At 72.4% G+C, this 23479-nt stretch carries 27 protein-coding genes; 15 read left to right on the top strand and 12 right to left on the bottom strand.

Annotation, left to right across the window (positions count from 1 at the left end; genetic code table 11):
* Positions 1 to 9 precede the first annotated feature (9 nt).
* Complete coding sequence (locus ABD086_RS09960) at positions 10 to 651, bottom strand: HNH endonuclease family protein (RefSeq protein WP_343907350.1); 642 nt, start codon at positions 649 to 651, stop codon at positions 10 to 12.
* On the opposite strand from ABD086_RS09960, the gene ABD086_RS09955 reads away from it, so the two are divergent.
* Complete coding sequence (locus ABD086_RS09955) at positions 650 to 1933, top strand: serine/threonine-protein kinase (protein WP_343907349.1); 1284 nt, start codon at positions 650 to 652, stop codon at positions 1931 to 1933. The two genes, ABD086_RS09960 and ABD086_RS09955, sit on opposite strands and share 2 nt — an antisense overlap.
* 65 nt (positions 1934 to 1998) lie before the next feature.
* Positions 1999 to 3402 (top strand): WS/DGAT/MGAT family O-acyltransferase, encoded by a 1404-nt coding sequence (locus ABD086_RS09950; RefSeq protein WP_343907348.1) that lies wholly within the window; start codon positions 1999 to 2001, stop codon positions 3400 to 3402.
* On the opposite strand, the gene ABD086_RS09945 is transcribed toward ABD086_RS09950, so the two are convergent.
* The 4 genes from ABD086_RS09945 to ABD086_RS09930 form a co-directional block, all read right to left on the bottom strand.
* Complete coding sequence (locus ABD086_RS09945; RefSeq protein ID WP_343907347.1) at positions 3399 to 4085, bottom strand: hypothetical protein; 687 nt, start codon at positions 4083 to 4085, stop codon at positions 3399 to 3401. The two genes, ABD086_RS09950 and ABD086_RS09945, sit on opposite strands and share 4 nt — an antisense overlap.
* Positions 4086 to 4377: 292 nt before the next feature.
* Positions 4378 to 5274: a hypothetical protein gene (locus ABD086_RS09940; protein ID WP_343907346.1), complete on the bottom strand. Its 897-nt coding sequence runs from the start codon at positions 5272 to 5274 to the stop codon at positions 4378 to 4380.
* A gap of 165 nt (positions 5275 to 5439) precedes the next feature.
* Positions 5440 to 6267: an oxidoreductase gene (locus ABD086_RS09935; protein WP_343907345.1), complete on the bottom strand. Its 828-nt coding sequence runs from the start codon at positions 6265 to 6267 to the stop codon at positions 5440 to 5442.
* A complete protein-coding gene (locus ABD086_RS09930) occupies positions 6264 to 7436 on the bottom strand; it encodes a site-specific DNA-methyltransferase (protein ID WP_343907344.1) in 1173 nt (390 codons plus the stop codon). Before ABD086_RS09930 ends, ABD086_RS09935 begins: the two co-directional genes overlap by 4 nt.
* Before the next feature lie 72 nt (positions 7437 to 7508).
* On the opposite strand from ABD086_RS09930, the gene ABD086_RS09925 reads away from it, so the two are divergent.
* Entirely contained in the window at positions 7509 to 9041 is a 1533-nt protein-coding gene (locus ABD086_RS09925; RefSeq protein ID WP_343907343.1) for an alpha/beta hydrolase family protein, read from the top strand.
* A 19-nt stretch (positions 9042 to 9060) separates the two neighbouring features.
* Positions 9061 to 10293, top strand: coding sequence for a phosphodiester glycosidase family protein (locus tag ABD086_RS09920; RefSeq protein WP_343907342.1), 1233 nt, complete (start codon positions 9061 to 9063; stop codon positions 10291 to 10293).
* Positions 10294 to 10299: 6 nt separating this feature from the next.
* On the opposite strand, the gene ABD086_RS09915 is transcribed toward ABD086_RS09920, so the two are convergent.
* Positions 10300 to 10719 (bottom strand): hypothetical protein, encoded by a 420-nt coding sequence (locus ABD086_RS09915; RefSeq protein ID WP_343907341.1) that lies wholly within the window; start codon positions 10717 to 10719, stop codon positions 10300 to 10302.
* Between the two features lie 53 nt (positions 10720 to 10772).
* Between ABD086_RS09915 and ABD086_RS09910 the strand changes: the two genes are divergently transcribed.
* Entirely contained in the window at positions 10773 to 11339 is a 567-nt protein-coding gene (locus ABD086_RS09910; protein ID WP_343907340.1) for a mismatch-specific DNA-glycosylase, read from the top strand.
* Here the strand turns inward: ABD086_RS09910 and glgC are convergent.
* Positions 11336 to 12583 carry a glucose-1-phosphate adenylyltransferase gene (gene glgC / locus ABD086_RS09905; protein ID WP_343907339.1) on the bottom strand — a complete coding sequence of 416 codons (1248 nt, stop codon included), beginning with the start codon at positions 12581 to 12583 and terminating at the stop codon, positions 11336 to 11338. The genes ABD086_RS09910 and glgC overlap by 4 nt on opposite strands.
* A gap of 53 nt (positions 12584 to 12636) precedes the next feature.
* On the opposite strand from glgC, the gene glgA reads away from it, so the two are divergent.
* From glgA to ABD086_RS09885, 4 genes are read left to right on the top strand one after another with little or no spacing between them, the layout of a single operon-like run.
* Positions 12637 to 13824 (top strand): glycogen synthase, encoded by a 1188-nt coding sequence (gene glgA / locus ABD086_RS09900; protein ID WP_343907338.1) that lies wholly within the window; start codon positions 12637 to 12639, stop codon positions 13822 to 13824.
* A gap of 51 nt (positions 13825 to 13875) precedes the next feature.
* Positions 13876 to 14301: a hypothetical protein gene (locus tag ABD086_RS09895; RefSeq protein WP_343907337.1), complete on the top strand. Its 426-nt coding sequence runs from the start codon at positions 13876 to 13878 to the stop codon at positions 14299 to 14301.
* A gap of 29 nt (positions 14302 to 14330) precedes the next feature.
* The gene (locus tag ABD086_RS09890; protein ID WP_343907336.1) at positions 14331 to 14915 is read left to right on the top strand and encodes a hypothetical protein; all 585 of its coding nucleotides are present in this window, start codon (positions 14331 to 14333) and stop codon (positions 14913 to 14915) included.
* Positions 14852 to 15013, top strand: coding sequence for a hypothetical protein (locus tag ABD086_RS09885; RefSeq protein ID WP_343907335.1), 162 nt, complete (start codon positions 14852 to 14854; stop codon positions 15011 to 15013). The genes ABD086_RS09890 and ABD086_RS09885 overlap by 64 nt, the downstream gene beginning before the upstream one ends.
* On the opposite strand, the gene ABD086_RS09880 is transcribed toward ABD086_RS09885, so the two are convergent.
* From ABD086_RS09880 to ABD086_RS09860, 5 genes are read right to left on the bottom strand one after another with little or no spacing between them, the layout of a single operon-like run.
* Positions 15010 to 16365, bottom strand: a complete 1356-nt coding sequence (locus ABD086_RS09880; protein ID WP_343907334.1) for a GntP family permease — start codon at positions 16363 to 16365, stop codon at positions 15010 to 15012. The genes ABD086_RS09885 and ABD086_RS09880 overlap by 4 nt on opposite strands.
* The gene (locus ABD086_RS09875; RefSeq protein WP_343907333.1) at positions 16365 to 16865 is read right to left on the bottom strand and encodes a gluconokinase; all 501 of its coding nucleotides are present in this window, start codon (positions 16863 to 16865) and stop codon (positions 16365 to 16367) included. Before ABD086_RS09875 ends, ABD086_RS09880 begins: the two co-directional genes overlap by 1 nt.
* 9 nt (positions 16866 to 16874) lie before the next feature.
* Positions 16875 to 17432, bottom strand: coding sequence for an alpha/beta hydrolase (locus ABD086_RS09870; protein ID WP_343907332.1), 558 nt, complete (start codon positions 17430 to 17432; stop codon positions 16875 to 16877).
* Between the two features lie 44 nt (positions 17433 to 17476).
* Positions 17477 to 17992: a hypothetical protein gene (locus ABD086_RS09865; protein ID WP_343907331.1), complete on the bottom strand. Its 516-nt coding sequence runs from the start codon at positions 17990 to 17992 to the stop codon at positions 17477 to 17479.
* A gap of 29 nt (positions 17993 to 18021) precedes the next feature.
* A complete protein-coding gene (locus ABD086_RS09860; protein WP_343907330.1) occupies positions 18022 to 18744 on the bottom strand; it encodes a hypothetical protein in 723 nt (240 codons plus the stop codon).
* 89 nt (positions 18745 to 18833) lie between these two features.
* Here ABD086_RS09860 and ABD086_RS09855 point away from each other — a divergent pair, with 89 nt between their 5' ends.
* The 6 genes from ABD086_RS09855 to ABD086_RS09830 all read left to right on the top strand — a co-directional run bounded on the left by ABD086_RS09855 (position 18834) and on the right by ABD086_RS09830 (position 23452).
* Positions 18834 to 19991 carry an acyl-CoA dehydrogenase family protein gene (locus ABD086_RS09855; RefSeq protein ID WP_343907329.1) on the top strand — a complete coding sequence of 386 codons (1158 nt, stop codon included), beginning with the start codon at positions 18834 to 18836 and terminating at the stop codon, positions 19989 to 19991.
* 9 nt (positions 19992 to 20000) lie between these two features.
* A complete protein-coding gene (locus tag ABD086_RS09850) occupies positions 20001 to 21137 on the top strand; it encodes an acyl-CoA dehydrogenase family protein (RefSeq protein ID WP_343907328.1) in 1137 nt (378 codons plus the stop codon).
* Positions 21138 to 21200: 63 nt separating this feature from the next.
* Positions 21201 to 21509 carry a WXG100 family type VII secretion target gene (locus ABD086_RS09845; protein ID WP_343907327.1) on the top strand — a complete coding sequence of 103 codons (309 nt, stop codon included), beginning with the start codon at positions 21201 to 21203 and terminating at the stop codon, positions 21507 to 21509.
* Positions 21509 to 21799, top strand: coding sequence for a WXG100 family type VII secretion target (locus ABD086_RS09840; RefSeq protein WP_343907325.1), 291 nt, complete (start codon positions 21509 to 21511; stop codon positions 21797 to 21799). Before ABD086_RS09845 ends, ABD086_RS09840 begins: the two co-directional genes overlap by 1 nt.
* The gene (locus ABD086_RS09835) at positions 21796 to 23151 is read left to right on the top strand and encodes an RNase A-like domain-containing protein (RefSeq protein WP_343907323.1); all 1356 of its coding nucleotides are present in this window, start codon (positions 21796 to 21798) and stop codon (positions 23149 to 23151) included. The genes ABD086_RS09840 and ABD086_RS09835 overlap by 4 nt, the downstream gene beginning before the upstream one ends.
* A gap of 7 nt (positions 23152 to 23158) precedes the next feature.
* Positions 23159 to 23452 carry a contact-dependent growth inhibition system immunity protein gene (locus ABD086_RS09830; protein ID WP_343907322.1) on the top strand — a complete coding sequence of 98 codons (294 nt, stop codon included), beginning with the start codon at positions 23159 to 23161 and terminating at the stop codon, positions 23450 to 23452.
* Positions 23453 to 23479 lie beyond the last annotated feature (27 nt).

Genomic DNA, 23479 nt, shown 5'->3' with positions numbered 1-23479 from the left:
TGTGGACGGTCAGCGGGCCAGCGTGACGGTGATCGTCGTGTCGGCGCAGCCCGACGCGAGGGACGTCATCGCGCTCTTCTCCGCGCTGTCGACGCTGAGCCGCCAGCGGTGCTTCACCGCGACCCACTCGCGCAGGTAACGGCACTGCTGCTGGGGCGGCAGCCACTCGGCGACGTCCTGGTCCCCCTTCGACCGGTTCAGCGCCGCGGTGACCCCGACCAGCGTGCGGTAGTCGCCCAGGTCGTTGGCGTAGGCCTCGCGCGTCGCCGACGACCACGACCCGGCGCCCGAGTCCCACGCCTCGGCGAGCGGCACCAGGTGGTCGATGTCGAGGTCGGCGGCGTCGTCCTGCGAGACGCCGTCGTAGTAGGAGTACCAGCGTCCACCGGAGAGGGAGCAGCCGGGACCGACCGCGGGCGCCTCCTCCGCCTCGGCGAGCAGTACCTCGTCGCGGGTGTCGCAGCCGTCGCCGTCGGCGTCGACCCAGTGGCGGAAGAGGTCGCGCGAGTACCCGCTGCGGGACTCGGCGGCGACCGGTAGGTCGGCGACGGCCCGGCTCAGGGGCGCGGAGTAGGACGCCGCGTGGGCGGGTGCGGGGACGACGACGAGGCCGGCGGCGGTCAGGAGGGCGGCGAGGAGGGTGCGGACCATGGCCCGACCCTCCTCGCCCACCGGGCCCGGGCGGTACCGCGACCCGCCCGGAAGGTTCCTGTCCGTCCTCGATGGGTACGTGGGCCGCGTGATCGACGGGCGCTACGAGCTGGGCGAGCGGGTCGGCTCCGGTGGCATGGGCACGGTCTACCGGGCCCGGGACACGCTGCTGGACCGGCCGGTCGCTCTCAAGCTGCTGCGCGCGAGCGACGACGCGGTGCACCGGGCGCGGCTGCGGGCCGAGGCGCGGTTCGCGGCCGGGCTGCAGCACCCGGGGATCGTGCGGGTCTACGACTACGGCGAGGAGGACGGCCCGGAGGGCCCGCGGCCGTACATCGTCATGCAGCTCGTCGACGGTACGCCGGTCCGCGCGCCGCTCCCGCCCGACCGGGTCGCCGCGCTGCTCGAGGGCGTCGGCGAGGCGCTGGCCGTGGCCCACGCCGCGGGCGTGGTGCACCGCGACCTGAAGCCCTCGAACATCCTGGTGACCGACGGGGGCCGCCCGGTGCTCGTCGACTTCGGCGTCGCCCGGTCCGACACCGCCGAGCCGCTCACCGAGACCGGCTTCGTGGTCGGCACGGCGGAGTACCTCAGCCCCGAGCAGGTCGAGGGGGGCCGGGCCACGCCGGCCTCCGACGTGTACGCCCTCGGCGTGGTCGCCCACCAGTGCCTGTCGGGGACGTCACCGTTCCAGCGCGAGACCCCGGTCGCCACCGCGCTCGCGCACCTGCGCGACGACGTGCCCGAGCTGCCGAGCGGCGTGCCGACGGGGCTGCGGACCCTGGTGCGCGCGATGCTCGCCCGGGCGCCGGAGGACCGCCCGACCGCGGCCGAGGTCGTGCAGCGGGCGGCCGCGGCGCCGGCGACGCGCACCGTGGTGCTGCCGCCGATGCCCGCCGCGCCCCCGCCACCGCCCGAGGTGGTGAGCGCGCAGGCCCGGCGCCGGGTCGCGATCGTGGCCGGCGGCGCCGCGGTCCTCGTCGTGGCGCTGCTGCTCGCCGCGCTCCAGGGGCGGAACCCCACCGCGCCGACGGCGGCGGCGGCGGGCTCGCACCGGCCCTCCCACGCCGCGAGCCACACCGCGAGCCACACCGCCAGCGCGGACCCCACGCCGACGCCGACCCCCACGGCGAAGTCGAAGCCCATCACGGTGCGCACCCACGCCCCGAAGCCGCCACCGCGGGCGCACCACCACCCGAAGCCCCCCAAGAAGCACGGCTATCCACCGCACGGCAAGAAGCACGGCAAGAAGCACGGGCCGAAGAAGCACAAGCACCACTGAGAGGTTGTGGCGCCCGCCCCGAGCCGCCACACTCGGACGCCACGGGCAGCAGACAGGGGAACAGCGTGGTCTCACCGATCGATCCGACGGCAACGGCGTTCCTGCTGGCGGAGAACCGCAGCATGCCGATGCACGTGGGCGGGCTCCAGCTCTTCGAGAAGCCCGAGGGCGCCGGGCGCAACTACGGGCGCGAGATGTACGAGTCGATGCGGGACGTCGAGGAGATCGCGCCGCTGTTCCTCAAGCGGCCGCACCGGTCGCTGTCGACCGCCGGGCAGCTGGTCTGGGTCGAGGACGAGCAGTTCGACGTCGACCACCACATCCGGCACAGCGCGCTCCCGCAGCCCGGCCGGATCCGCGAGCTGCTGGACCTCAGCAGCCGGCTGCACAGCACCCGCCTCGCCTGGGAGCGCCCGCTGTGGGAGGCGCACATCATCGAGGGGCTCCGCGACGGCCGCGTCGCGCTCTACACCAAGGTGCACCACGCGCTGGTCGACGGGATCTCGGCGATGCGGCTCGTGCAGAGCACGCTCAGCCCGGACTCCGACCAGCGTGAGATGCCGCCGCCGTGGGACGCGCGGACCCGCCGCGACCGGGCGCCGCGACCGACGTCCGACGAGACGAGCCTGGCCGAGATCCCGACCCAGGTGATGCGCTCGGCCCTCGGGATCGCCACCGAGGCGGCGGGCCTGCCCGGTGCGCTGGTCAAGACGATCACCAAGGGGGTGAAGAACGAGACGTCGTCGATCTCGCTCTACGCGCCCCGCACGATCTTCAACCAGAAGATCACCGGGTCGCGCCGGTTCGCCGCCCAGGACTGGGAGATCGAGCGGCTCCAGCGGATCGGCAAGGCGACCGGCACCACGATCAACGACGTCGTGCTCGCCATGTGCGGCGGCGCCCTGCGCCGCTACCTGCTCGAGCTCGACGCGCTGCCGGAAGCGCCCCTCGTCGCCATGGTCCCGATCGGGCTCAAGGCCAAGGAGTCCCACCTGCCGTCGACCGAGGGCGGCAACGCCATCGGCGCGGTGATGTGCCGGCTCGGCACCGACCTCCACGACCCCGCCGACCGGCTCAGCGCCGTGCACGCGTCGATGGCCGACGGCAAGGAGGCGCTGTCGGGCATGACGCCGACGCAGATCATGGCGATGAGCGCCCTGGGCCAGGCGCCGGCGATCATCGCGCCGATGCTCCGGATGTCCGGCATCGTGCGCCCGCCGTACAACACCATCATCAGCAACGTGCCCGGCCCCCGGACCACGCAGTACTGGAACGGCGCCAAGCTGGTCGGCCACTACCCGCTGTCGATCCCGATCAACGGGATGGCCCTCAACATCACCTGCATCTCGTACGACGGCCGCCTCGGCTTCGGCGTGATCGGCTGCCGCCGCACCGTGCCGAGGCTCCAGCGGCTGCTCACGCACCTCGACGACGAGGTGGCCGCCCTGGAGAAGGCCTCCGGGGCCTAGGCCGGTGACCCCCAGAGCGGCGCCGCCATCCAGAGCTCGGTGCTCACGCGAACCGGCTCGGTGACCTCTCCAGACGCCACGTCCAGGACGGCGAGCGTTCTCGACCGGGCGAGGAGCAGATGCTCCGAGTCCTTGCCCCACGCGAGCGGCTCCCACCCAGAAGGCACGTCGGCGACGATCGTGCCGTCGGTCGTGAGGACGTGGGCGTCTCCGCACCGCTTCCGCACCGACGCAGGAAGGGTTGTCGCGAGTGCCTCTCCGTCAGGGGCGAGCAGGACCAGGTTCATGCAGGGGAACGAGGCCACGTCCTGCCGGCGTCCGTCCCGTGCGAACGTGATCAGTGTGCTTCGCGGCGAGTTGACCCGGACGACCGAGAAGCCCTGCCCGTCGTCGCGCCAGGCGACGCCGGGCAGCGTGAGCGTCCCCGACGCCGGAACGTGGCGCCATCGGCCCGATCCCTCGTCGAACCGGAAGACCCCTGCTTTCGGTCGAACGGCCGAGAGCGAACCATCCGGACCGACACTCGGCGCATAGAGACCGCTGCCGGGTGTCGCCACCTGCACGAGGCGACCGCCAGCCACCTCGTACACGCCGTCCGTGTACGGGTCGGACTCGTCCCTGACACCACCGATCACGACTCGGTCACCGTTGCCGGCGACGTTCGACAACGCGAAGGGCTGCACGCGCCGAGGCGCGGGTCGCAGGCCCCCCGGACCGATCACACCCAGACCGGCATGAAGAACGTCATCGCCTGCCATCACGTAGACCCGGTGCGCTCCCAGCAGACGAAGGACCTGGACCCATTCCCTCTTCGCGGTCGGAGGTCGAGACGGCTCGCCGTGAGACCCCGCCACGGAGCCTGATCCCGAATCGACGGGTCCACTGGGCTCCTGGCCTGCGATCGAGCATCCGGCCGACAGCAGCAGTCCGGCGACACCGAGGATCAGCGCTCCGCGACGGAACCTCATGACTCTCCTAGTACCGGGCCTGGTAGCAGACCTGGAAGTAGTAGTAGAACCTGCGCTTGTTCGGCTGCGCGAACTCGTACAGGGCATGTGCCACATTGCCCTTGAAGTCGTTTGTTCCGTAGCCGGGGTACGTGTAGTGCCACGCACCGTTGACCTGGTTGCCGGACTGCGGGCCGATCGAGCCACACTTTCCAGCACCAATGCTGCCGGTCTCAGATCCACCGGTGGACACCGGAAGGCTGCCAGAGATCTTCGCGGCTTTGCCCACCTCGGCGGCGAAGCTCAACGCCGAACTCACGGAGCCACTGTCGACCTGGGTCCCCCACTTGGAGCCGATTCGTCGATTCTGGGAGTTGTCGATCGAAACCTCGCTCTCGGTGTGCGCCATTCGCTGGTACACGTGCTTGTTGCGGCTTCCACCGATCGCACACTGCTCGAACTGGGTCGTGTACTGGCCGTCGACGATCCGGGCGTGGTCCATCGAGTAGAAATGGTTGAGGTAGTGAATCTCCCAGTCACTGTCCGAGAGGTCTACCTTTGCCGGCGTGTAGGCCAGTAGTCCTGAATTGGCATCCGTCTCCTTGACGCACTGATATCCCGAAGCAGCAGCGCTCATGGAAGTGCTCACGTTCAGCGCGGAGACATCGTCTTGGTAGATCGTGCCGGACTGAGGAGTGCTGACGCCGATCTTCTTGACCCGAATGGTGTTCGACAGAAGGTCTGCATCGGTCTCTCCCTCGACGCGAAGTACCTGATACACATCCGGAGCCTGGATCTTGTTCAACCCATCTCCTTGCGCAACGACTGGCGTGTTCTGGTCGTCAGCGACGGCCGGAACAGGCGCGGCCACGACAACCGCGATCAGGCCCGCGAACAACGCGCCCCGGCACCTGGCTTTCAACATGGTCATCCCCGTTCTGAAGTTCGAAACTTGACGCGACACCGGCAACGACGAGCAAGCCGTCGCGGTTATGAGGCACGTCACAGTGAGCCGAACTGGTCTAGGCCGACCGGGGGCCGACCTGCGCCACCCGGTACGCGGGGAAGGCGGAGGACGTTCGGGAGTCGACTAGTGCAGGTAGGCGCGGCGCAGCACCGCGTCGAACGCGCGGTCCGGCAGCAGCCGGCGTACGGCGGGGACGATCCGCGCGCCCTTGCCGGAGGCGTAGCGGGTGCGCGGGTGGGACGCGGTCGCGGCCTTCACGATCGTCTTGGCGACCGCCTTCGGCCCGCTGGACAGCAGCCGGTTGTCGACGCTCTCCAGCGTGCGCACGGCGCGGTCGGCCATCTGCTCGTACGCGCCACCGCGGCTGGTCTCGCGCAGCCCGTCGCGGGCGATCGTGTTCCACTCGGTCACGATGCCGGCCGGCCGGACGATCACAACGTCGATCCCGAACGGCGCGAGCTCGACGCGCAGGCTGTCGCTGAAGCCCTCCACGGCGAACTTCGTGGCGTGGTACCAGGCGCCGAACGGCTCGTAGATCACGGCGCCGATCGAGGAGATGTTGATGATCCGGCCGCCGCCGTTGTGCCGCATGACCGGCGTGACGAGCTGGGTGAGCCGGGCCAGGCCGAACAGGTTGACCTCGAACTGCCGGCGGGCCTCGTCGATCGGCACGTCCTCGACCGCGCCGTAGGAGCCGTAGCCGGCGTTGTTGACCAGCACGTCGATCCGGCCGGTCGCGCCGAGGATCCGCTCGATGCCCGACGTCATCGACTCCTCGTCGGTGACGTCCATCGCGAACACGCGCACGCCGTCCTTCTCCAGCGCGGCCAGCCGGTCGACGCGGCGCGCGACGGCGTACACCTCGAAGCCGGCCTGGCGCAGCCGGCGGGCCGCCTCCGCGCCGATGCCGCTGGATCCTCCGGTGACGAGCGCGACGCGGGACGAGGTCATGCCTCGATCCTGCCCCCGACCTCGTCCAGTCCGCCACCGACCCTCTCGGCGACCACCCGCAGCCGGGCCCGGGTGATGTCCGCGACCGTGAGCAGCCCGGCGGCGTGGGCGTTCGAGCCGGGGCGCGTCGGCTCCGCCGAGTTCACGCTGACGCAGCGGCGGGTGCCGCCGTCGGCGGCGTTCTGCAGCGCCACCGCGTGCCCCGTCGTCCCGCTGCCCGCGAAGAAGTCGACCACCACCGCGTCGTCCGGCATGGTGCCCAGGATCCGCCGCACCAGCCCCGTGGGTTTGGGCGACTCGAAGACGTGGCCGACCAGGTCCTTGAGCTCCTGGACGGCGGTGTCGGTCGAGCCGACCTCCTCGGCGAGCCAGATCGTGCGCAGCTTCTTGCGGCGGCCTCCCGGGGTGTCGCGATGGAGCCAGTCGCGCTGGAACACGTCGACCCGCTCCCCCAGGCGGCCCTTGACCCGCCGGCAGACCAGGTCGTCGGGGCGCTCGTCGATCAGCGGCCGGCTCCACCGCCATACCGCCGGCCGGCCGTCGCCGAAGACCGGGCCGATCTCCACCGCACCCTCGAACGGCACCGTGCTGACCCGCCCGCTCTCGGGGTCGCCCCAGACCGGGAAGTGCAGCGTCCGCGCGGTGACCGGGTTGAACTTCTTGTTGGTGTTGCGCAGCGGCAGGTGCCGGTAGCGGCGCCCGTCGGGCGCGGTCAGCGGGAAGTCGCGCTCGTCGACGTGGTCCGGCGACGTCGCGTCGAGGACGGTACGGCGCGCGTCGCGCGCGTAGACGAGCAGGTACTCGTGGCTGGTCGCGAAGCCCCTCCCCAGCTGCCGGCCCTTCGGGTTGAGGTTGACCACGACCTGGGCGAGGAAGTTCTCCTCGCCGAACACCTCGTCCATCAGCAGCCGCAGGTACGCGACCTCGTGGTCGTCGATGCTGACGAAGATCGCGCCGGTCTCGCGCAGCACCTCGCGCGCCGCCGCGAGCCGCGGCCGCATGAAGTCCACCCACGCGCCGTGCCCGCGGAAGTCGTCGCGGTAGGCGAACTCGTTGCCGGTGTTGTACGGCGGGTCGATGTAGACGAGGTCGACCGGGCCGCCCAGGATCCCGGGGAGCGTGGGCAGCACGTCGAGGTTGTCGCCCTCGACGAAGGTGTTCCACGCCACGGACCGACCCTAACCGGCCCGTCCCGTACGGATGAGTAACCTCCAGCTCGGGACGAGCGTTGACACGGCATCATGAAGACCTTGATCGCCACCGCGCTCCTCGCCGCCTCGCTGGTCGTGCCGCTGTCATCCACCGCCGACGCGGCGCGCCCGCTCGCCACGACCACGGACGGCTGCCTGACCAGCGTCCCGGACCCGGGCACCACCGAGCCCGTCCAGATCTGCTACACGATCTTCCGGCCCACCGGCGCCACGAAGCACCACCCGGTGCCGATGGTGATGCACAGCCACGGCTGGGGCGGGCAGCGCGAGACCGACCCCTCGGCGTTCACGAAGTTCCTGAAGCACGGGTACGCCGTGATCTCGTTCGACCAGCGCGGCTTCGGCGAGAGCGGCGGCCACGCCTACGTCGAGAACCCGGCCGTCGAGGGCCACGACGTGCGCAAGCTCGTGGCGCTGGTCAGCCGGCTCGCGTGGGTGCGGCAGGACGGCCCGGGCGACCCGCGGATGGCCGCGATCGGCGGCAGCTACGGCGGCGGCTACCAGTTCCTCGCCGCGTTCGAGGAGCTGCGCGCGAAGGGCACGCCGGTCCTCGACGCGCTGGCCCCCGAGATCACGTGGAACGACCTCAGCGACAGCCTCGCGCCGGAGGGCGTCGTCCGCACCGAGTGGGCGTCCGCGCTCAGCGCCGCCGCGGCGCCGTCCGACGCGCTGCCGCCCAACGTCTACAAGGCCCTGGCCGAGGGCGCCGCGACCGGCACCTGGCCGGACGGCTCGGTCCCGGGCACCGAGGACATGGCCTCGTTCTTCCGCAAGAACGGCCCGAAGTGGCAGGTGTCCCAGGGCCGGCGGCTCGACATCCCGGTGCTGTTCGGCCAGGGCACCACCGACACGCTGTTCCCCCTCCAGCAGGGCCTGGAGAACTGGCGCACCGCGGTCACCGCCAAGGCGCGCCGGCACAGCATCTTCGTCGCCTACAACGGCGGCCACACCCTGCCGGCGGTGCTCCCGAGCGGCGTCAGCGTCGACTCCGACCCGTGCAGCAAGGAGCTCGCCGGCGGCACGTTCACCGACCTCACCATCCGGTTCCTCGACGAGCAGCTGAAGGGCCGCGACACCGGCCTGCGGGGCTACGGCAGGTTCCACCTGGCCACGCCGGACAGCACCTGCACCACGGTCGACTCGGTGCGCGCGAACACGACGCTCGACGCCGGCACGGTCGCGACCACCGAGACCGGCGGCGCGCCGCTGGCGTACGCGGTCGCCGAGGGCCCGATCCGGGTCGCCGGCACGCCGTACCTCACCGGCTCGCTGACCGCCCTCGGCGCGATCAACCGGGCGTTCTACGGCCTCGCGGTCGGCACCTCGCCGGCCGACGCGCACCTGGTGCAGAACAACGTGCTCCCGCTCAACGTGACCGGGCCCGTGGTCGGCGAGCAGCACCGGATCGACCTCCCGTCGGTGGCGATCGACGTGCCGGCCGGGCAGACGCTGTACGTGCTCGCGTCGCCGGTCAGCGACACGTTCGTCGGCATGGGCAGCCGGACGCCGGGCGCCGTCGTCCTCGAGGACACGGCCGTCCACCTCCCCGTCGTCGGCAGGTGAACGACCTAGCCTAGGAGAGGTGCGTATCCGCCTGACCCTCTCGGCCGGCCTGGTCGCGTGCGCCCTCGCAGCAGGAGCGCCCGCCCTCGCCGGGAACCCCTCGGACCCCGGACCCGACCGCTCCCCGGACGGACCCCGCAAGCTGCACCCGAAGCACACCTCGGGCGGCGAGCCGGGCGTGATCGCGGCGCCGCGCACGTCGGCGTCGTTCCGCACGACGACGACCGACCGGGTGAGCTGGCGGGTGGCCCCGGGGGTGCAGTACACGCGCTGGTCGCAGACCGACGCACGCGGGCCGATCGTCGCGCACCTGCTGACGGTCGACCCGAGCACCCCGGGGCTGAAGATCGACTACGCGAGCATGGGGGCGGTCCGCCGGGTCGCGCCGGTCAGGGACATCCTCGCCACGGACGGCGCGGTGGCCGGCGTGAACGGCGACTTCTACGACATCGGCCACACCGGCGCGCCGCTCGGGCTCGGCAAGGACCGGCAGCGAGGGCTGCTGCACGCCCGCCAGGACGGCTGGAACAACGCGTTCTTCATCAACCGCAACGGCCGCGCGGGCATCGACGACCTGCCGATGACCGCGAAGGTGCTGTACCACCCGCAGGTGCACGTCACGAACCTCAACTCGTCGTTCGTCACACCGGGCGGCCTGGGCATCTACACGCCGCGGTTCGGCCGCACGGCGGGCTACGCCGTCACCCAGGGCCAGACCGAGCGGGTCCGGCAGGTGATGGTCCGCGACGGCCGGGTAGTGAGCAACCGGGCCAGGCTCGCGAACGACGCGGTGATCCCCGGGATGATGCTGGTCGGGCGCGGCGACAACGCGGCCCTACTGCGCAAGCAGTTCCCGACGGGTACCCGGGTCAAGGTGCAGTGGTCGCTGCGGGGCCGTCCCCAGATGGCGATCAGCGGCAACCGCTTCCTCGTGCACGACGGCATCATCCGCGCCGTCGACGACCGGGAGCTGCACCCGCGCACCGCCATCGGCGTGGACGCCGACACCGGGGAGGTGCTGATCCTCGTCGTCGACGGCCGCAGCTCGCGCAGCCGCGGCTACACGATGGTCGAGCTCGCGAACCTGATGATCGACCTCGGCGCCGACGAGGCGATCAACCTGGACGGCGGCGGCTCCTCGACGATGGTCGGCCGCAACCGCAAGGGCAGGACGGCGGTGCTCAACACGCCGTCGGACGGCTTCCAGCGCTGGGTCGCCAACGCCGTGGCGATCGAGTACCACAAGCCGTAGCCGCCCTCACTGCATCGGCACCACGCCGCCCACCGCCACCGTCGTCACCGGCGCGAAGCACTCCTGCCTCGGCGCGGCCACGTCCGCCGGCACGAAGTGGTCGTCCTCGAGGCGGGCGCCCGGCGGGACGTCGCACCCGACCGCGACGACCTGGGCGAGGACCGGGTTGGCGTTGGTCGCCCGGGCCGCCTTGGTCACCTTCGCCGCGAGCACGTCGCTGAACTGCGCGACGTACGCCGCCAGGGCGGCCTTCTCGGTCACGTCGGTCGCCCGCTGCTCCGGCTGTCCCCGTCCGGCGGTCGCGTGGACGAGCGTCACCTCGACGTCCGGCGTGGCCCCGGGTGCCGGCGACCGGCCGGCTCCGACGTCGTCGCCGCAGCCGGCGAGGGTCAGCACCAGGGCGAGCGTTCCGAGAAGTCGTCGCATGGTGATGGGACGGTACTGACCGGCGCCGGGTTCCGCCATGGCAGGCTGCGCGGGTGCCCCGCTTCACCCGCGCCGAGCTCGAGTCCTACCGCGACAAGGAGGTGCCCGACCTCGTCGGGCCGGACCTCCGGCTGCTGTTCGTCGGGATCAACCCCGGCCTGTGGACCGCCGCGACGCAGACGCACTTCGCCTCGCCGTCGAACCGCTTCTACCCCGCGCTCCACGCTGCGGGGATCCTCAGCGAGCCGATGAACGCGTCCGACGGGATGACCGACGCGGACCGCGACCTGCTGCGCTCGCGCGGCATCGGCATCACCAACATCGTCCGCCGGGCGACCGCCCGGGCCAGTGAGCTGACCGACGAGGAGCTGCGGGCCGGCGGCCTGGAGCTCGTGGAGACCGTGCGCCGCACCCGGCCCAGGGTGCTGGCGATCGCGGGCATCACGGCGTACCGCGTCGCGTTCGGGCAGCGCAAGGCCGTGCTCGGCCGGCAGCCCGAGCCGCTCGAGGGTGCCGAGGTGTGGGTGGTCCCGAACCCCAGCGGCCTGAACGCCCACGAGACGGTGGCGACCCTGGCCGCGGCGTACGCCGAGGCCGCCCGGGCGGCAGGAGTTCTCTAGCTCGGGAACGGCTGGTCCTTGCCGAGGACGGTCAGGCCGTCCTCGACCAGGAAGCCCCGGGCCCGGTCGGCCTCCGGGTCGATGCCCAGGTGGGCGCCGGGCGGGATCACGACGTTCTTGTCGACGATCGCGTTGTGCACGGTCGCGCCGGCGCCGACGTGGACGCCGTTCATGAGGACCGCCCCGATCACCTCCGCGCCGGCGTCGACCCGCACGGCGGGCGACAGCACCGAGCGCTTGACCTTGCCGCCGGTCACGACGACACCGGGCGAGAGCACCGCCTCGTCGGCCCGCGCCCGCTCGCCGTCCGCGCCCTGGACCAGCTTCGCCGGTGGCTGCGGACCGTAGGAGGTGTAGATCGGCCAGTCGAAGTTGTAGAGGTTGAAGATCGGCAGCGGCGAGACGACGTCCATGTGCGCGGCGAAGTAGGAGCCGAGCGTCCCGACGTCGCGCCAGTAGTCCCGGTCGCGCGTCGTCGAGCCGGCGACGTCGTTGTCCTTGAAGTCGTAGACGCCGGCCTGCTGGCGGCGCACGAACGACGGCACGATGTCGCCGCCCATGTCGTGCTTCGAGCCGATCTCGGTGGCGTCGCGGGTCACCGCCTCGACCAGCGCGTCGGCGTCGAACACGTAGTTGCCCATCGACGCCAGCACCTCGCCGGGGCTGTCCGGCAGGCCCACCGGGTCGGTCGGCTTCTCGAGGAACTCGCGGATCTTCGTCGGGTCGTCGGGGTGCACGTCGATGACGCCGAACTGGTCGGCGAGCTCGATCGGCTGCCGGATCGCGGCGACCGTGCAGGCGGCGCCGCTCGCGACGTGCGCGTCCACCATCTGCGAGAAGTCCATCCGGTAGACGTGGTCGGCGCCGACCACCACGACGATGTCCGGCTTCTCGTCGCGGATCAGGTTCAGCGACTGGTAGATCGCGTCGGCGCTGCCCAGGTACCAGTGCTTGCCCAGGCGCTGCTGCGCCGGCACCGGAGTCACGTAGTTGCCGAGCATCGTCGACATCCGCCACGTCTGGGTGACGTGCAGGTCGAGGCTGTGCGACTTGTACTGCGTCAGCACGACGACCTTGAGGTAGCCGCTGTTGACGACGTTCGACAGGGCGAAGTCGATCAGCCGGTAGATGCCGGCGAACGGCACGGCCGGCTTCGCGCGGTCGGCGGTCAGGGGTATCAGTCGCTTGCCCTCGCCTCCCGCGAGGACGATCGCGAGGACCTTCTTGCGGGAGCTGTGCTGCATGGCTCCAACCTAGGGGGTCTCGACGGGGCTCGACCACCGGTAGGTTCGACACCGTGCGAGTAGACGTGCTGTCCCGCGAGTACCCACCCGAGGTGTACGGCGGCGCCGGCGTGCACGTCGCCGAGCTGGTCCGGGCGCTGCGCGCGCGCTCCGACGTCGAGGCGCACGTGCGCGCCTTCGGGGCGATCCGGGACGAGCCGCTGACCGCGTCGTACGCCGACCTCGCCGAGCTGTCCGGCGCGAACGCCGCGCTGCGGACGCTCGGGGTCGACCTGGCGATCGCGTCGGACTGCGCCGGGGCCGACCTCGTGCACTCGCACACCTGGTACGCGAACTTCGCCGGGCACCTCGCCTCGCTGCTGTACGACGTGCCGCACGTCGTGAGCGCGCACTCGCTCGAGCCGCTGCGGCCGTGGAAGGCCGAGCAGCTCGGCGGTGGCTACGCGGTCTCGTCGTGGGTCGAGCGGACGGCGTACGAGGCCGCCGCCGCGGTGATCGCGGTCTCGGCGGCGATGCGCGACGACGTGCTCGCGTCGTACCCGGCGGTCGACCCGGCCCGGGTCCACGTGGTGCACAACGGCATCGACACGACGGACTGGGCGCCGGTCGTCGACCCGGACCGGGTGCGGGAGCTCGGGGTCGACCCGGACCGGCCGTCGGTGGTGTTCGTCGGCCGGATCACCCGGCAGAAGGGGCTGCCGCTGTTCCTGCGCGCCTGCGCCGCGCTCCCGGAGGACGTGCAGATCGTGCTCTGCGCCGGCGCGCCGGACACCCCCGAGATCATGGCCGAGGTCGAGGGCCTGGTGGCCTCGCTCCGCGCGTCGCGGTCCGGGGTCGTGTGGATCCCGGAGATGCTGCCGCGGCGGGACGTGGTCGCGCTGCTGACCAACGCGACGGCGTTCGCCTGCCCGTCGATCTACGAGCCGCTGGGCATCGTGAACCTCGAGGCGATGGCCTGCGAGACCGCCGTGGTCGCCACGGCCACCGGCGGCATCCCGGAGGTCGTCGTGGACGGATCGACCGGCGTGCTCGTCCCGATCGCGCAGGCCACCGACGGGACCGGCACGCCGCTCGACCCCGACCAGTACGTCGCCGACTTCGCGGAGGCGCTCACGTCGGTCGTCTCCGACCCCGCGCGGGCGGCGGAGATGGGCCGGGCGGGTCGGGCCCGCGCCATCGAGTCGTTCTCCTGGGACGCCATCGCCGAGCGGACGGTGGAGGTCTACCGCTCGGTGCTGTGAGCCTGTGGATGGGCCCCGCCACGGCGGCGCGAATCGTGCCACCGTCGGTCCATGGACGAACCGTATCGACCCACCGTTCGGACCCAGGCCGACCTCGAGGCCGTGTGGGACCGCCTCATGGGCCCCTGGGGCTTCGGACGCCGCAGCGTCTGGATGCTCCGGATCGACGCCGGACGTCGCCCGCTGCCCGTGATCACCGAGATCACCGAATGCGACGACCTGCCCACGGCGGCGCAGGCGCACGGGATGGCCGAAGTCCTGGCCGCGCTCGACACCGACGACCCCGGTGGCACCTTCGCGTTCCTCCTGTCCCGGCCCGGCCATCCCGTCGTCGACGAGACCGACCGCGCCTGGGCACGGCTGCTCGTCGAGACCGGGCGCTCGGCCGGCGTGCGCCTGGAGACGCTGCACCTCGCGACGGACACGGGCACGGTCCCCCTCCCCGCGGACGAGCTGGCGCCGCGCCGTACGGCCTGATCCGGCGTCCCGCCCGCTACCGTCACCCCGTGCCCAAGAACATGTTCCTGTTGTGGGGCGTCGAGGCGGGGGCGCTCCACGACGCGGGCCTCCACGCCGCGCTCGCCGACGCCGGCGTCCGGCGCCTGCAGCTCAACGTCGACGACGAGCCGGTGGCGGTTGCGATGCGGTTCGGGGAGTTCGACGAGCCGGTGCGCGCGATCGTCTGCACCTGGGACGCCGACCCGGCCGCGGTGCGCCGGGCGCTCCGGGAGGTGGCGAGCGAGGTGCACGGGTACGCCGTCGACGAGCGGCGCCGGCTGGACCCGCCGGAGTCCTGGGACGGCACGAGAGCCGACGCGCTGGCGAACGTCGCGATCCTGCGCCGGCCCGCCGACCTGGAGCGCGAGGAGTGGATCCGCCGCTGGATGGTCGAGCACACGCCGGTCGCGATCCGGACCCAGGCGACGTTCGGCTACGTCCAGAACGTCGTCACGGCGCCGTCACCGACGACGCGCCGCGGATCGACGCCCTGGTGGAGGAGCTGTTCCCGAGCGCCGGGATCGCCGACATGCACGCGTTCTACGGCAGCGGCGGCGACGACGCCGAGCTGCACCGCCGGCTCGGCGAGCTGATGGCCAGCGTCGCCCGGATCGGCGCCGACCGCGACCTCGACCTGGTGCCGACCAGCCGCTACCTCTACGAGCTACCCGGCGCGGTCGACCCGCGCTAGACGAAGATCCCGAGGATCAGCACGACGACCAGGCCGGTCACCGACAGCACGCTCTCCATGAGCGACCAGGTCTTCACGGTCTGGCCGACGCTCATCCCGAAGTACTCCTTGACCAGCCAGAAGCCCGCGTCGTTCACGTGCGAGAAGAACACCGAGCCGGCGCCGACCGCGAGCACGACCAGCGACGTCTCGCCGGTCGACATGCCCTCGACCAGGCCGATCATCAGCGACGACGCGGTGATGGTCGCGACCGTCGCCGAGCCGGTCGCGAGCCGGATCAGCACGGCGAGCACCCACGCGAGCAGCAGCACCGAGACGTTCGCGCCCTTGGCCCAATCGGCGAGCAGGGTGCCGATGCCGGTGTCGACGAGCACCTGCTTGAAGCCGCCACCGGCCGCGACGATCAGCAGGATGCCGGCGATCGGGGGCAGCGAGTCGGCGACCGTCCGCGAGATCGCCGAGCGGTCCATGCCGGTGCCCACGCCGAAGGTGAACATCGCGACCAGGACCGCGATCAGCAGCGCGACGAACGGGTTGCCGATCACGTCGCCGACCTGCTGGACGGTGTTCTCCGGGTCGTCGATGACGATGTCGAGGACCGCCTTGCCGAGCATCAGCACCACCGGCAGCAGCACGGTGGCGAGGGTGACGTGGAACGACGGGCGCCGCGCGCCGTCCCGCTCGTCGCCCTCCCAGGTGTGGGGCGGCTCCACGACGACCCAGCGGCCGGCGAGCGCGCCGAACAGCGGGCCGGCCACGATGATCGTCGGGACCGCGACCAGGATGCCGAGCCCGAGCGTCACCCCGAGGTCCGCGCCCAGGTAGTCGATCGCCGTGACCGGTCCGGGGTGCGGCGGCACGAAGCCGTGCATCGCCGACAGCCCGGCCAGCGCCGGGATGCCCACGGTGATCAGCGAGACCCGCGCGCGCCGGGCGACCAGGTAGATGACCGGCATCAGCAACACCAGGCCGATCTCGAAGAACATCGGCAGGCCGATGAGCGCGCCCACCAGGGCCATCGCCCAGGGCAGCATCCGTCCCGACGCGCGGCCGACGATCGTGTCGACGATCTGGTCCGCGCCGCCGGAGTCGGCGAGCAGCTTGGCGAACATCGCGCCGAGCGCGATCAGCGCACCCACGCCGGCGGCCGTCGCGCCGAAGCCGGTCGTGAACGACGCCAGCACGTCGTTGACGTTCTCCCCGGCGAGGACGCCGACGGTCAGGCCGCCCAGGATCAGCGCCAGGAACGGGTGCAGCTTGAGGATCGTGATCAGCAGGACCAGCAGCGCGATCGCGACCAGCGCCGCGGTGATCAGCTGCCAGCCGGCGGCGACCGGCTCGACGACCTCCATCAGTCCTCCTCGAGGTTGCTCGCGTCCAGGTACCCCTGGACGATCGCGTCGACACTCTGGTCGACGTCGACCACCACGCCGTCCTCGTCCGGCTCGAGCGCCTCGAGGGTCGCGAACTGCGACTGCAGCAGCGACGCCGGCATGAAGTGCCCGGGCCGGCTGGCCTGGCGGCGCGCGATCACCTCCATCGACCCCTCCAGCAGCAGGAACCGCACGTCCGGCGCGTGGCGGCGCAGCTGGTCGCGGTACGTCCGCTTCAGCGCCGAGCAGCTCATCACCCCGCCGTCCGGGTGGTCGGCCAGCCAGCCGCCGACCGCCTCGAGCCAGGGGTACCGGTCGTCGTCGTCGAGCGCGTGCCCGGCGCTCATCTTGGCGATGTTCGCGGGCGGGTGGAGGTCGTCGGCATCGGCGTACGGCACCCGCAGCCGCTGCGCCAGCGCGGCGCCGACGGTCGACTTGCCCGAGCCCGAGACGCCCATCACCACCAAGGGGGACGGCATGCCTGCACGTTAGCCCAGGAGGTGCTCGACCACGAACGCCGTCGCCGGCGCCTCGAACTCCCGCGCCCGCGGGATCATCGCGTGGTTGCCGCCGGGCACCTCCCGCAGCTCCACGTCGGTACGCCGCGCCAGCCTGGCCGCCACGGTCCGCGCCCGGTCGATCGGCGCGACCCGGTCGGCGGTGCCGTGCACGACCAGCACCGGACGGCCGCCGAGGTCGGCGTCGTCGTCCGGGTACACCCACGGGTTCAGCGCGACCACGCAGCGCACCCCGTCCGCGCTCCCGGCGAGCAGGGCGGCGCGCCCGCCGAGCGAGTGCCCGACCAGGCCGACCGGCAGGTCGCCGTACCGCTCCCGGATCCGGCCCAGCGCCCAGCGGACGTCGTCGACCGGCGTGGTCGCCTGTCCCCAGCCGCGGGTGGAGTTGAGCAGCCGGTGCACCGCGAGCCGGCCGCGGCCCGCGCGGGCGACCCGGCGGGCGATCGGCACCATGCGCAGCACGGAGAGCTGCGCCGGGCTCACCTCGCTGCGGTCCGGCCGGCTGGCGCCGCCGTGCAGCACCAGCACCGCGGCGTCGGGACGCCTCGGCGCACGGGTGTCGACCAGCCGCCTCAGGGGACGAGCACCGTGAACGCGACGATGTTCGTCAGGGCGTTGGCCTTGCCCGCCTTGAACGAGTACGTGCGCACGGCGAGGTCGGTGCCGGCCGGGCAGTCGTGGGCGGACTTGGAGAGGAACGCCGAGAGGTTGTTGCCCGAGGAGTTGTCCCAGTCGACGGTGACCACCGGCGCGGTCCGCGAGGCGTCGATGCCGTCGCTGAGCGTCAGGCAGTACACGCCGGTCTTGGGGCGCGTCACCGAGGCGAAGCCCTTGGTGCGGGTGGTGTCGATCGTCATCGTGGGGCTGATCACCACGCTCGTGTAGGCGCGCACCTGCATGGTCTTCGCGACGGCCGGACCGAGGTCGGCGGGCTGCACCGTGCCGTTCTTGATCTTGGTGCTGACCACCGCGTCGCGGGCGAGGTCCTGGGTCGTGATCTTCGCGGCGGCGTAGCTGACTCCGCCGAGGCAGAGGACCAGGGCGAGCGCGGCCACGACGAGGGCTGGGGAAGGGAGGAAGCGTCGCACCACAGCACTGTACGGAGCGCGGGGGCCGATCACGGGGAGGCGCTCGGGGTGGGTTCCGGAGTCGTGGGCACCGCCGGGCTCGGCGTCTCGCTGGGCTCGGGCGTCGGCGTGGGCGCCGGCGTCGGGGGCGTGTCGAGGGGCGACTCGGACGGCTGCGGCGTCTCGCTCGGCCCGGACGTCTCGTCGGGCGCCCGGGTCGGCCCGCGGTCCGGCTGCCCGCCGCCACCGCCACCCGATCCGCCGAGGTCGCCGATCGTGGTGCCGCCGCCGTCGGAGCCTCCGGTCAGCGACGAGACCGGGCGGCCGGCGAGCGCCTCGAACGCCGTCAGCCCCACGACCGCGACGACGAACAGCGCCGCACTCGCCAGCCCGATCCGCCGCCACGGCAGCCGCGCGCGCCGCTCGCCGGCCACGGCGTGGTCCAGCTCGCGGTTCGCCTGCGCGAGGCGGCCCTCGGCGTGCGCGAGGTGGCTCTGCCGGGCCGCGGTGTCGTCGACGCGCTCGGCCCGGCGTACCTCGGCGTGGGCGATGCCGACCTTCTCCAGCGCGCTCGCCTGGGCCTTGGCCAGGGTCTGCCGGCTGGTCACCAGCCCCTGGGTGAACACCGCACTCGCCACCGTGAAGACCACGCTCCCGACGGCCGCGCCGATGAGCGTGCCGGCGGCACCGAGCGTCGAGAGGAGGACGGCGGAGGCGACGGCCGCCAGGGCGCCGGAGATCGTCTTGAGCCAGTCGATGTCCAGGGTCCGCATCCCTTCCAGTATGGGCACCGGCCCAAGCCTCGATACCGGCCGGTAACGTGACCCCAGTACCCGATCCGGGGAGACCCAGGAGGCCATCCATGCAGCTGGCGCTGTCGGCGGAGGACGCGGAGTTCCGCGACGAGATGCGGGAGTTCTTCACCACGAAGATCCCCCAGGAGATCCGGGACGCCGTGCGCGACCGGCGAGAGCTCACCCGCGAGCAGATCGTCGAGAGCATGCGGATCATGAACGAGGCCGGCCTCGCCGTGCCGAACTGGCCGGTGGAGTGGGGCGGGCAGGACTGGTCGCCGCTGCGCCGCCACATCTGGCACGAGGAGATGCAGCGCGCGTATGTGCCGGTGCCGCTGGCGTTCAACGCCTCGATGATCGGCCCGGTGATCGCGCAGTTCGGCTCGCAGGAGATGAAGGAGAAGTTCCTGCCGCCGACCGCGAACCTCGACATCTGGTGGTCGCAGGGTTTCTCCGAGCCGGACGCCGGCTCCGACCTCGCGTCGCTGAAGTGCCGGGCGGTCCGCGACGGCGACGAGTACGTCGTCAACGGGCAGAAGACGTGGACGACCCTGGGGCAGTACGGCGATTGGATCTTCAACCTCGTGCGCACCGACCCCGAGGCCAAGAAGCAGGCCGGCATCTCGATGCTGCTCATCGACATGACGTCGCCCGGCGTCGAGGTGCGCCCGATCGAGCTCATCGACGGCGGCCACGAGGTCAACGAGGTCTGGTTCACCGACGTCCGGGTGCCGGTCGAGAACCTCGTCGGCGAGGAGAACCGCGCCTGGGACTACGCGAAGTTCCTGCTCGGCAACGAGCGCGTCGGCGTCGCGCCCGTGGGCGCCACCAAGCGGGTGCTCGCCCAGGCCAAGGAGTGGGCCGGCCCGCTGCTCGAGGAGGACCCGCTGCTCGCGGCCCGCATCGTCGAGCTCGAGAACGAGCTGCTCGCCCTCGAGCTGACCGCGCTGCGCGTCGTCGCGCACTCGGCGGACGGCAAGCCGCACCCGGCGTCCTCGGTGCTCAAGCTCAAGGGCACCGAGCTCCAGCAGGCGGTCACCGAGCTGGTCGTCGACCTGGCCGGCCCGGCCTCGCTGGCCAGTGGCGCCGCCGACGACCAGACCGACCTGCCGTGGTGGACCCGGCGCTCGACGCCGGTCTACCTGAACTTCCGCAAGGCCTCGATCTACGGCGGCTCCAACGAGGTGCAGCGCCAGATCATCGCCCGCACGATCCTGGGACTCTGAGGGGACGACATGGACTTCACGTACGACGAGGAGCAGCAGGCGCTGCGCGACGCCGTCCGCGGCCTGGTCGGCAAGGCGTACGCCGACTTCGAGAACCGCCGCCGCACCGTGGCCGACGACCCGGGCTTCAGCGAGAAGGTCTGGCAGCAGCTCGCCGAGATGGGCGTGCTCGGGCTGCCGTTCGACGAGCAGTACGGCGGGATGGGCGCCGGCGGGATCGAGGTCGGCATCGTCGCCCAGGAGCTCGGCCGGGTCCTCGCGCCCGAGCCGTTCCTGACCGCAGTGGTGCTGGCCGGCGGACTGGTCGCCGCGGCCGGCTCGGAGGAGCAGAAGACCGAGCTGCTCGGCGCGCTGTCGTCGGGCGAGTCGGTGCTGGCGTTCGCGCACGCCGAGCCGGGCTCGCGCTGGTCGCCGTCCGCGTCGGTCGTCCGGGCGAGCTCCTCCGGCGACAGCTGGACACTGGACGGCGTCAAGGAGCCGGTCGTCCAGGGCGCCCGTGCCGACGTGCTGATCGTGAGCGCGGCGCTGCCGGACGGCGGCACCGGGCTGTTCGTGGTCCAGGGCTCCGACGCGGCCCGTGAGGGCTACGCGACGCACGACGGCGGCCGCGCCGCGCGGGTGACCTTCGACGGCACCGCGGCCGTGCCGCTCGGCGCCGGCGGCGACGCCACGGGCATCATCGCGCGGGTGCTCGACATCGGCCGGATCACCGCCGCCAACGAGGCCATCGGGCTGATGGAGGTGGCGCTGGAGACGACCTCGGCGTACCTCAAGAGCCGCAAGCAGTTCGGCGTCACCCTGAACACGTTCCAGGCGCTGACCTTCCGGGCCGCGGACATGTACGTCTCCCTCGAGCTGGCCCGCAGCCTGGCGCTCTGGGCGACGATGGTGCTCGACACCGAGTCCGGGGAGGAGGCCTCGGTCGCGGCGTCGCGCGCCGCGCTCCAAGTCAGCCGCGCCGGCCGCCACATCGGCCAGGAGGCGATCCAGCTGCACGGCGGCATCGGCATGACCGCGGAATACTCCATCGGCAGCTACACCAGCCGGCTCACCGCGCTCGACCACCTGCTGGGCGACGGCAACCACCACCTGTCGCTGCTCGCGGCGGGCGTGCGCGGGTACGACGAGGTCGACCCGCTGCCGTAGGAGTTATCCACAGATCGCGACTGCCCCGTGTCGGCCGAGTCCGGCGCGGGGCATCGTCGCGTCATGGGGACGCTCACTGCCGACCACACCGCCTTCCGGTCCACCGTCGCCGACCTGCGGGCGGCCGCCGACCGGCTCAGGTCCGACCGGGACCGCGCCGCCCGCTCCGTCGACGGGCTGCTCGGGACCTGGACCGGCACGGTCGCGACGTCGTACGCCTCCGGGTGGGACGAGTGGTGCTCCGGCGCCGCCCGCGTGCTCGACGGCCTGACGGCGATGGCGGCGCTGCTCGAGGCGGCCGACGCCGACCTCGCGACGACCGACGGGCTCGCGGGCGGCGACCTCGCCCGGCTGGCCAGGAGGCTGGGCTGATGTACGCCGTGGACCTGGCCGAGCTGCAGACGACCGTGGACGAGCTGGGCCGCACCGGGGCCGCGCTCGACGACCTCCTGGACGAGATCACCGCCCGGGTGGCCGCCCTGCACGGCGCGTGGAGCGGGCTGGCAGCCGGCGCGCAGGCCGACGCCCAGACGGAGTGGGAGGCCGGCTTCCGGGAGATGCGCGACGGACTCGCCGCGATGCGCGCCGCCGGCGCTACGGCCCACGGCAGCTACTCCGCCGCGGCCGACACCAACGTGCGGATGTGGCAGCAGGTGTCATGAGGCTCGCGGTCGAGGGCACGGGCTACCAGTCGGCGGTCGCGGCGTACGTGACGGGCAACCTGCTCGCCGCCGACACCTGCCGTTCGCTGTCCTCGACGCTCGGCGGGTGCGCCGGCATGGCCGGCGACGACTCGATCGCCGCGGACTTCGCGGCGTCGTACGACGAGGCGGCGGCGGAGTCGCTCGCGGCGCTCGGCGAGCTGACCTTCGCCTTCGCCTCGCTCGGCCACCTGACCGAGGCGTCGCTGCGCAACCTGGCGTGGGCCGACACCGTCAGCGGGCCACCGACCGTGGCCGACCGTGCGGTCGGCGTGCGGCCCGCCCCGCCCCCGTCCGTGCTCGGCGCGGACTCCTCGTCGCTCCCGGGCTGGGCGAACATTGTCCTCGACCTGCTCGAGGGCGTGTTCTGGCCGGACGCCGACACCGGGCGGCTGCGGGCGGCCGGGTCGGCCTGGCGCGCGGCGGCGACCTCGGTCGGGCTGCTCGCGGCGCACTGCTCGACCGCGACGTCGGCCCTCTCCGACGAGGTCTCCCCCGACACCCCGCTCGCGATCGCCGTGACCGGGGAGCTGCGGTCCCGGGCCGCGGCGCTCGCGGACCAGCTCGTCGCGGTCGGCGCCGCCTGCGAGACGTACGCCGACCAGGTGGACGCCAAGCGGGCGGAGATGCTCGACCTGCTGCACGAGCTCGCCTGGGAGCTCGGCATCGGCGCCGCCGTCTCGGGTGCGCTGACCTTCCTCAGCGGTGGCGCCGCCGCCGGCGTGGCCGGCAGCGCCGGCGCCGCCCGCCTCGCCGCCGCTTCCGAGGAGGCCGGGGGCATCCTCGCCTCGCTGTCGGCCCTGACCCGCAGCACCGCCACCTCGCTGCGGCCGGTCGTCGCCGGCGTGCGGGACACGCGGGCGTACCTCTCGCGGCTCTCGGCCGCCCGGCGGATGGAGATGACCGAACGGGGCAGTCTTCGGTTCGGACGTGACGGGGTCGGTGACCTGTTGCGATTGCACGATGGCGCGGGGGGCCACATCTGGGAGCGCCACGTCGGACTGACCCGATCCCAGCTCCAACAGCGACTGGTGGACAACCCGTCGCTGGAGCTCGTGTCGACCTTCCGCACGCCGGCGGGGGCCGAGCGGGCCATCCGGGAGTTGCTCGCCCGCAACCGATCCCAGCTCGCGGAGTGGCTGGCGGGTCAGCGCCGCACCATCACGATCGAGGCACGCTTACCGTCCGTCGTGGGTGACACTCTGGACAGGGCGGGAAGAATGAGCGAGGTGAGCGGAATCCGTGCCTTCATCATCCGCGATCCGGCGCTGCCAGACGGCTACCGGATCCACACCTGCTACCCGCAGCCGTGAGCAGACGATGACCTATCCCGCGCTCCACGAGCTCATGCGGTCCTATCTCCATCAGGACTATGACCTGATCGGGTCGATCGACGACAACGTCGACCAGTTCCTGCGCGACTTCGATCACCTGGCGCCCCTCCTGCCCGACGACGTCGCTCGGCTTCTCGCCTCGGTGGCCGACGACGACGAGATCCGAATCACCGTTGAGGAGATGGGCTGCCAGCTCCGCCCGGTCGGCGGCACCTACCGCGCCTGGCTCCAGCAGATCGCGGACCGCGTGCGCGCGAAGACCGGAACAGCCGACCGATGACGGGTCGTGTGCCTGAGAACGCGCTAT

It is taken from the genome of Nocardioides aquiterrae (genome assembly GCF_039526625.1).
GTDB lineage: Bacteria > Actinomycetota > Actinomycetes > Propionibacteriales > Nocardioidaceae > Nocardioides > Nocardioides aquiterrae.
The sequence above is the reverse complement of the archived record's forward strand: the minus strand, read 5'-3'. Positions and strand labels throughout refer to the sequence as shown.

Coding starts and splice junctions, on each gene's coding strand:
- ABD086_RS09955 (WP_343907349.1), top strand. CDS start 650: ATGGCCCGACCCTCCTCGCCCACCGGGCCCGGGCGGTACCGCGACCCG.
- ABD086_RS09960 (WP_343907350.1), bottom strand. CDS start 651: ATGGTCCGCACCCTCCTCGCCGCCCTCCTGACCGCCGCCGGCCTCGTC.
- ABD086_RS09940 (WP_343907346.1), bottom strand. CDS start 5,274: ATGTTGAAAGCCAGGTGCCGGGGCGCGTTGTTCGCGGGCCTGATCGCG.
- ABD086_RS09935 (WP_343907345.1), bottom strand. CDS start 6,267: ATGACCTCGTCCCGCGTCGCGCTCGTCACCGGAGGATCCAGCGGCATC.
- ABD086_RS09925 (WP_343907343.1), top strand. CDS start 7,509: ATGAAGACCTTGATCGCCACCGCGCTCCTCGCCGCCTCGCTGGTCGTG.
- ABD086_RS09915 (WP_343907341.1), bottom strand. CDS start 10,719: ATGCGACGACTTCTCGGAACGCTCGCCCTGGTGCTGACCCTCGCCGGC.
- glgC (WP_343907339.1), bottom strand. CDS start 12,583: ATGCAGCACAGCTCCCGCAAGAAGGTCCTCGCGATCGTCCTCGCGGGA.
- ABD086_RS09895 (WP_343907337.1), top strand. CDS start 13,876: ATGGACGAACCGTATCGACCCACCGTTCGGACCCAGGCCGACCTCGAG.
- ABD086_RS09885 (WP_343907335.1), top strand. CDS start 14,852: ATGCACGCGTTCTACGGCAGCGGCGGCGACGACGCCGAGCTGCACCGC.
- ABD086_RS09880 (WP_343907334.1), bottom strand. CDS start 16,365: ATGGAGGTCGTCGAGCCGGTCGCCGCCGGCTGGCAGCTGATCACCGCG.
- ABD086_RS09875 (WP_343907333.1), bottom strand. CDS start 16,865: ATGCCGTCCCCCTTGGTGGTGATGGGCGTCTCGGGCTCGGGCAAGTCG.
- ABD086_RS09860 (WP_343907330.1), bottom strand. CDS start 18,744: ATGCGGACCCTGGACATCGACTGGCTCAAGACGATCTCCGGCGCCCTG.
- ABD086_RS09855 (WP_343907329.1), top strand. CDS start 18,834: ATGCAGCTGGCGCTGTCGGCGGAGGACGCGGAGTTCCGCGACGAGATG.
- ABD086_RS09850 (WP_343907328.1), top strand. CDS start 20,001: ATGGACTTCACGTACGACGAGGAGCAGCAGGCGCTGCGCGACGCCGTC.
- ABD086_RS09845 (WP_343907327.1), top strand. CDS start 21,201: ATGGGGACGCTCACTGCCGACCACACCGCCTTCCGGTCCACCGTCGCC.
- ABD086_RS09840 (WP_343907325.1), top strand. CDS start 21,509: ATGTACGCCGTGGACCTGGCCGAGCTGCAGACGACCGTGGACGAGCTG.
- ABD086_RS09835 (WP_343907323.1), top strand. CDS start 21,796: ATGAGGCTCGCGGTCGAGGGCACGGGCTACCAGTCGGCGGTCGCGGCG.
- ABD086_RS09830 (WP_343907322.1), top strand. CDS start 23,159: ATGACCTATCCCGCGCTCCACGAGCTCATGCGGTCCTATCTCCATCAG.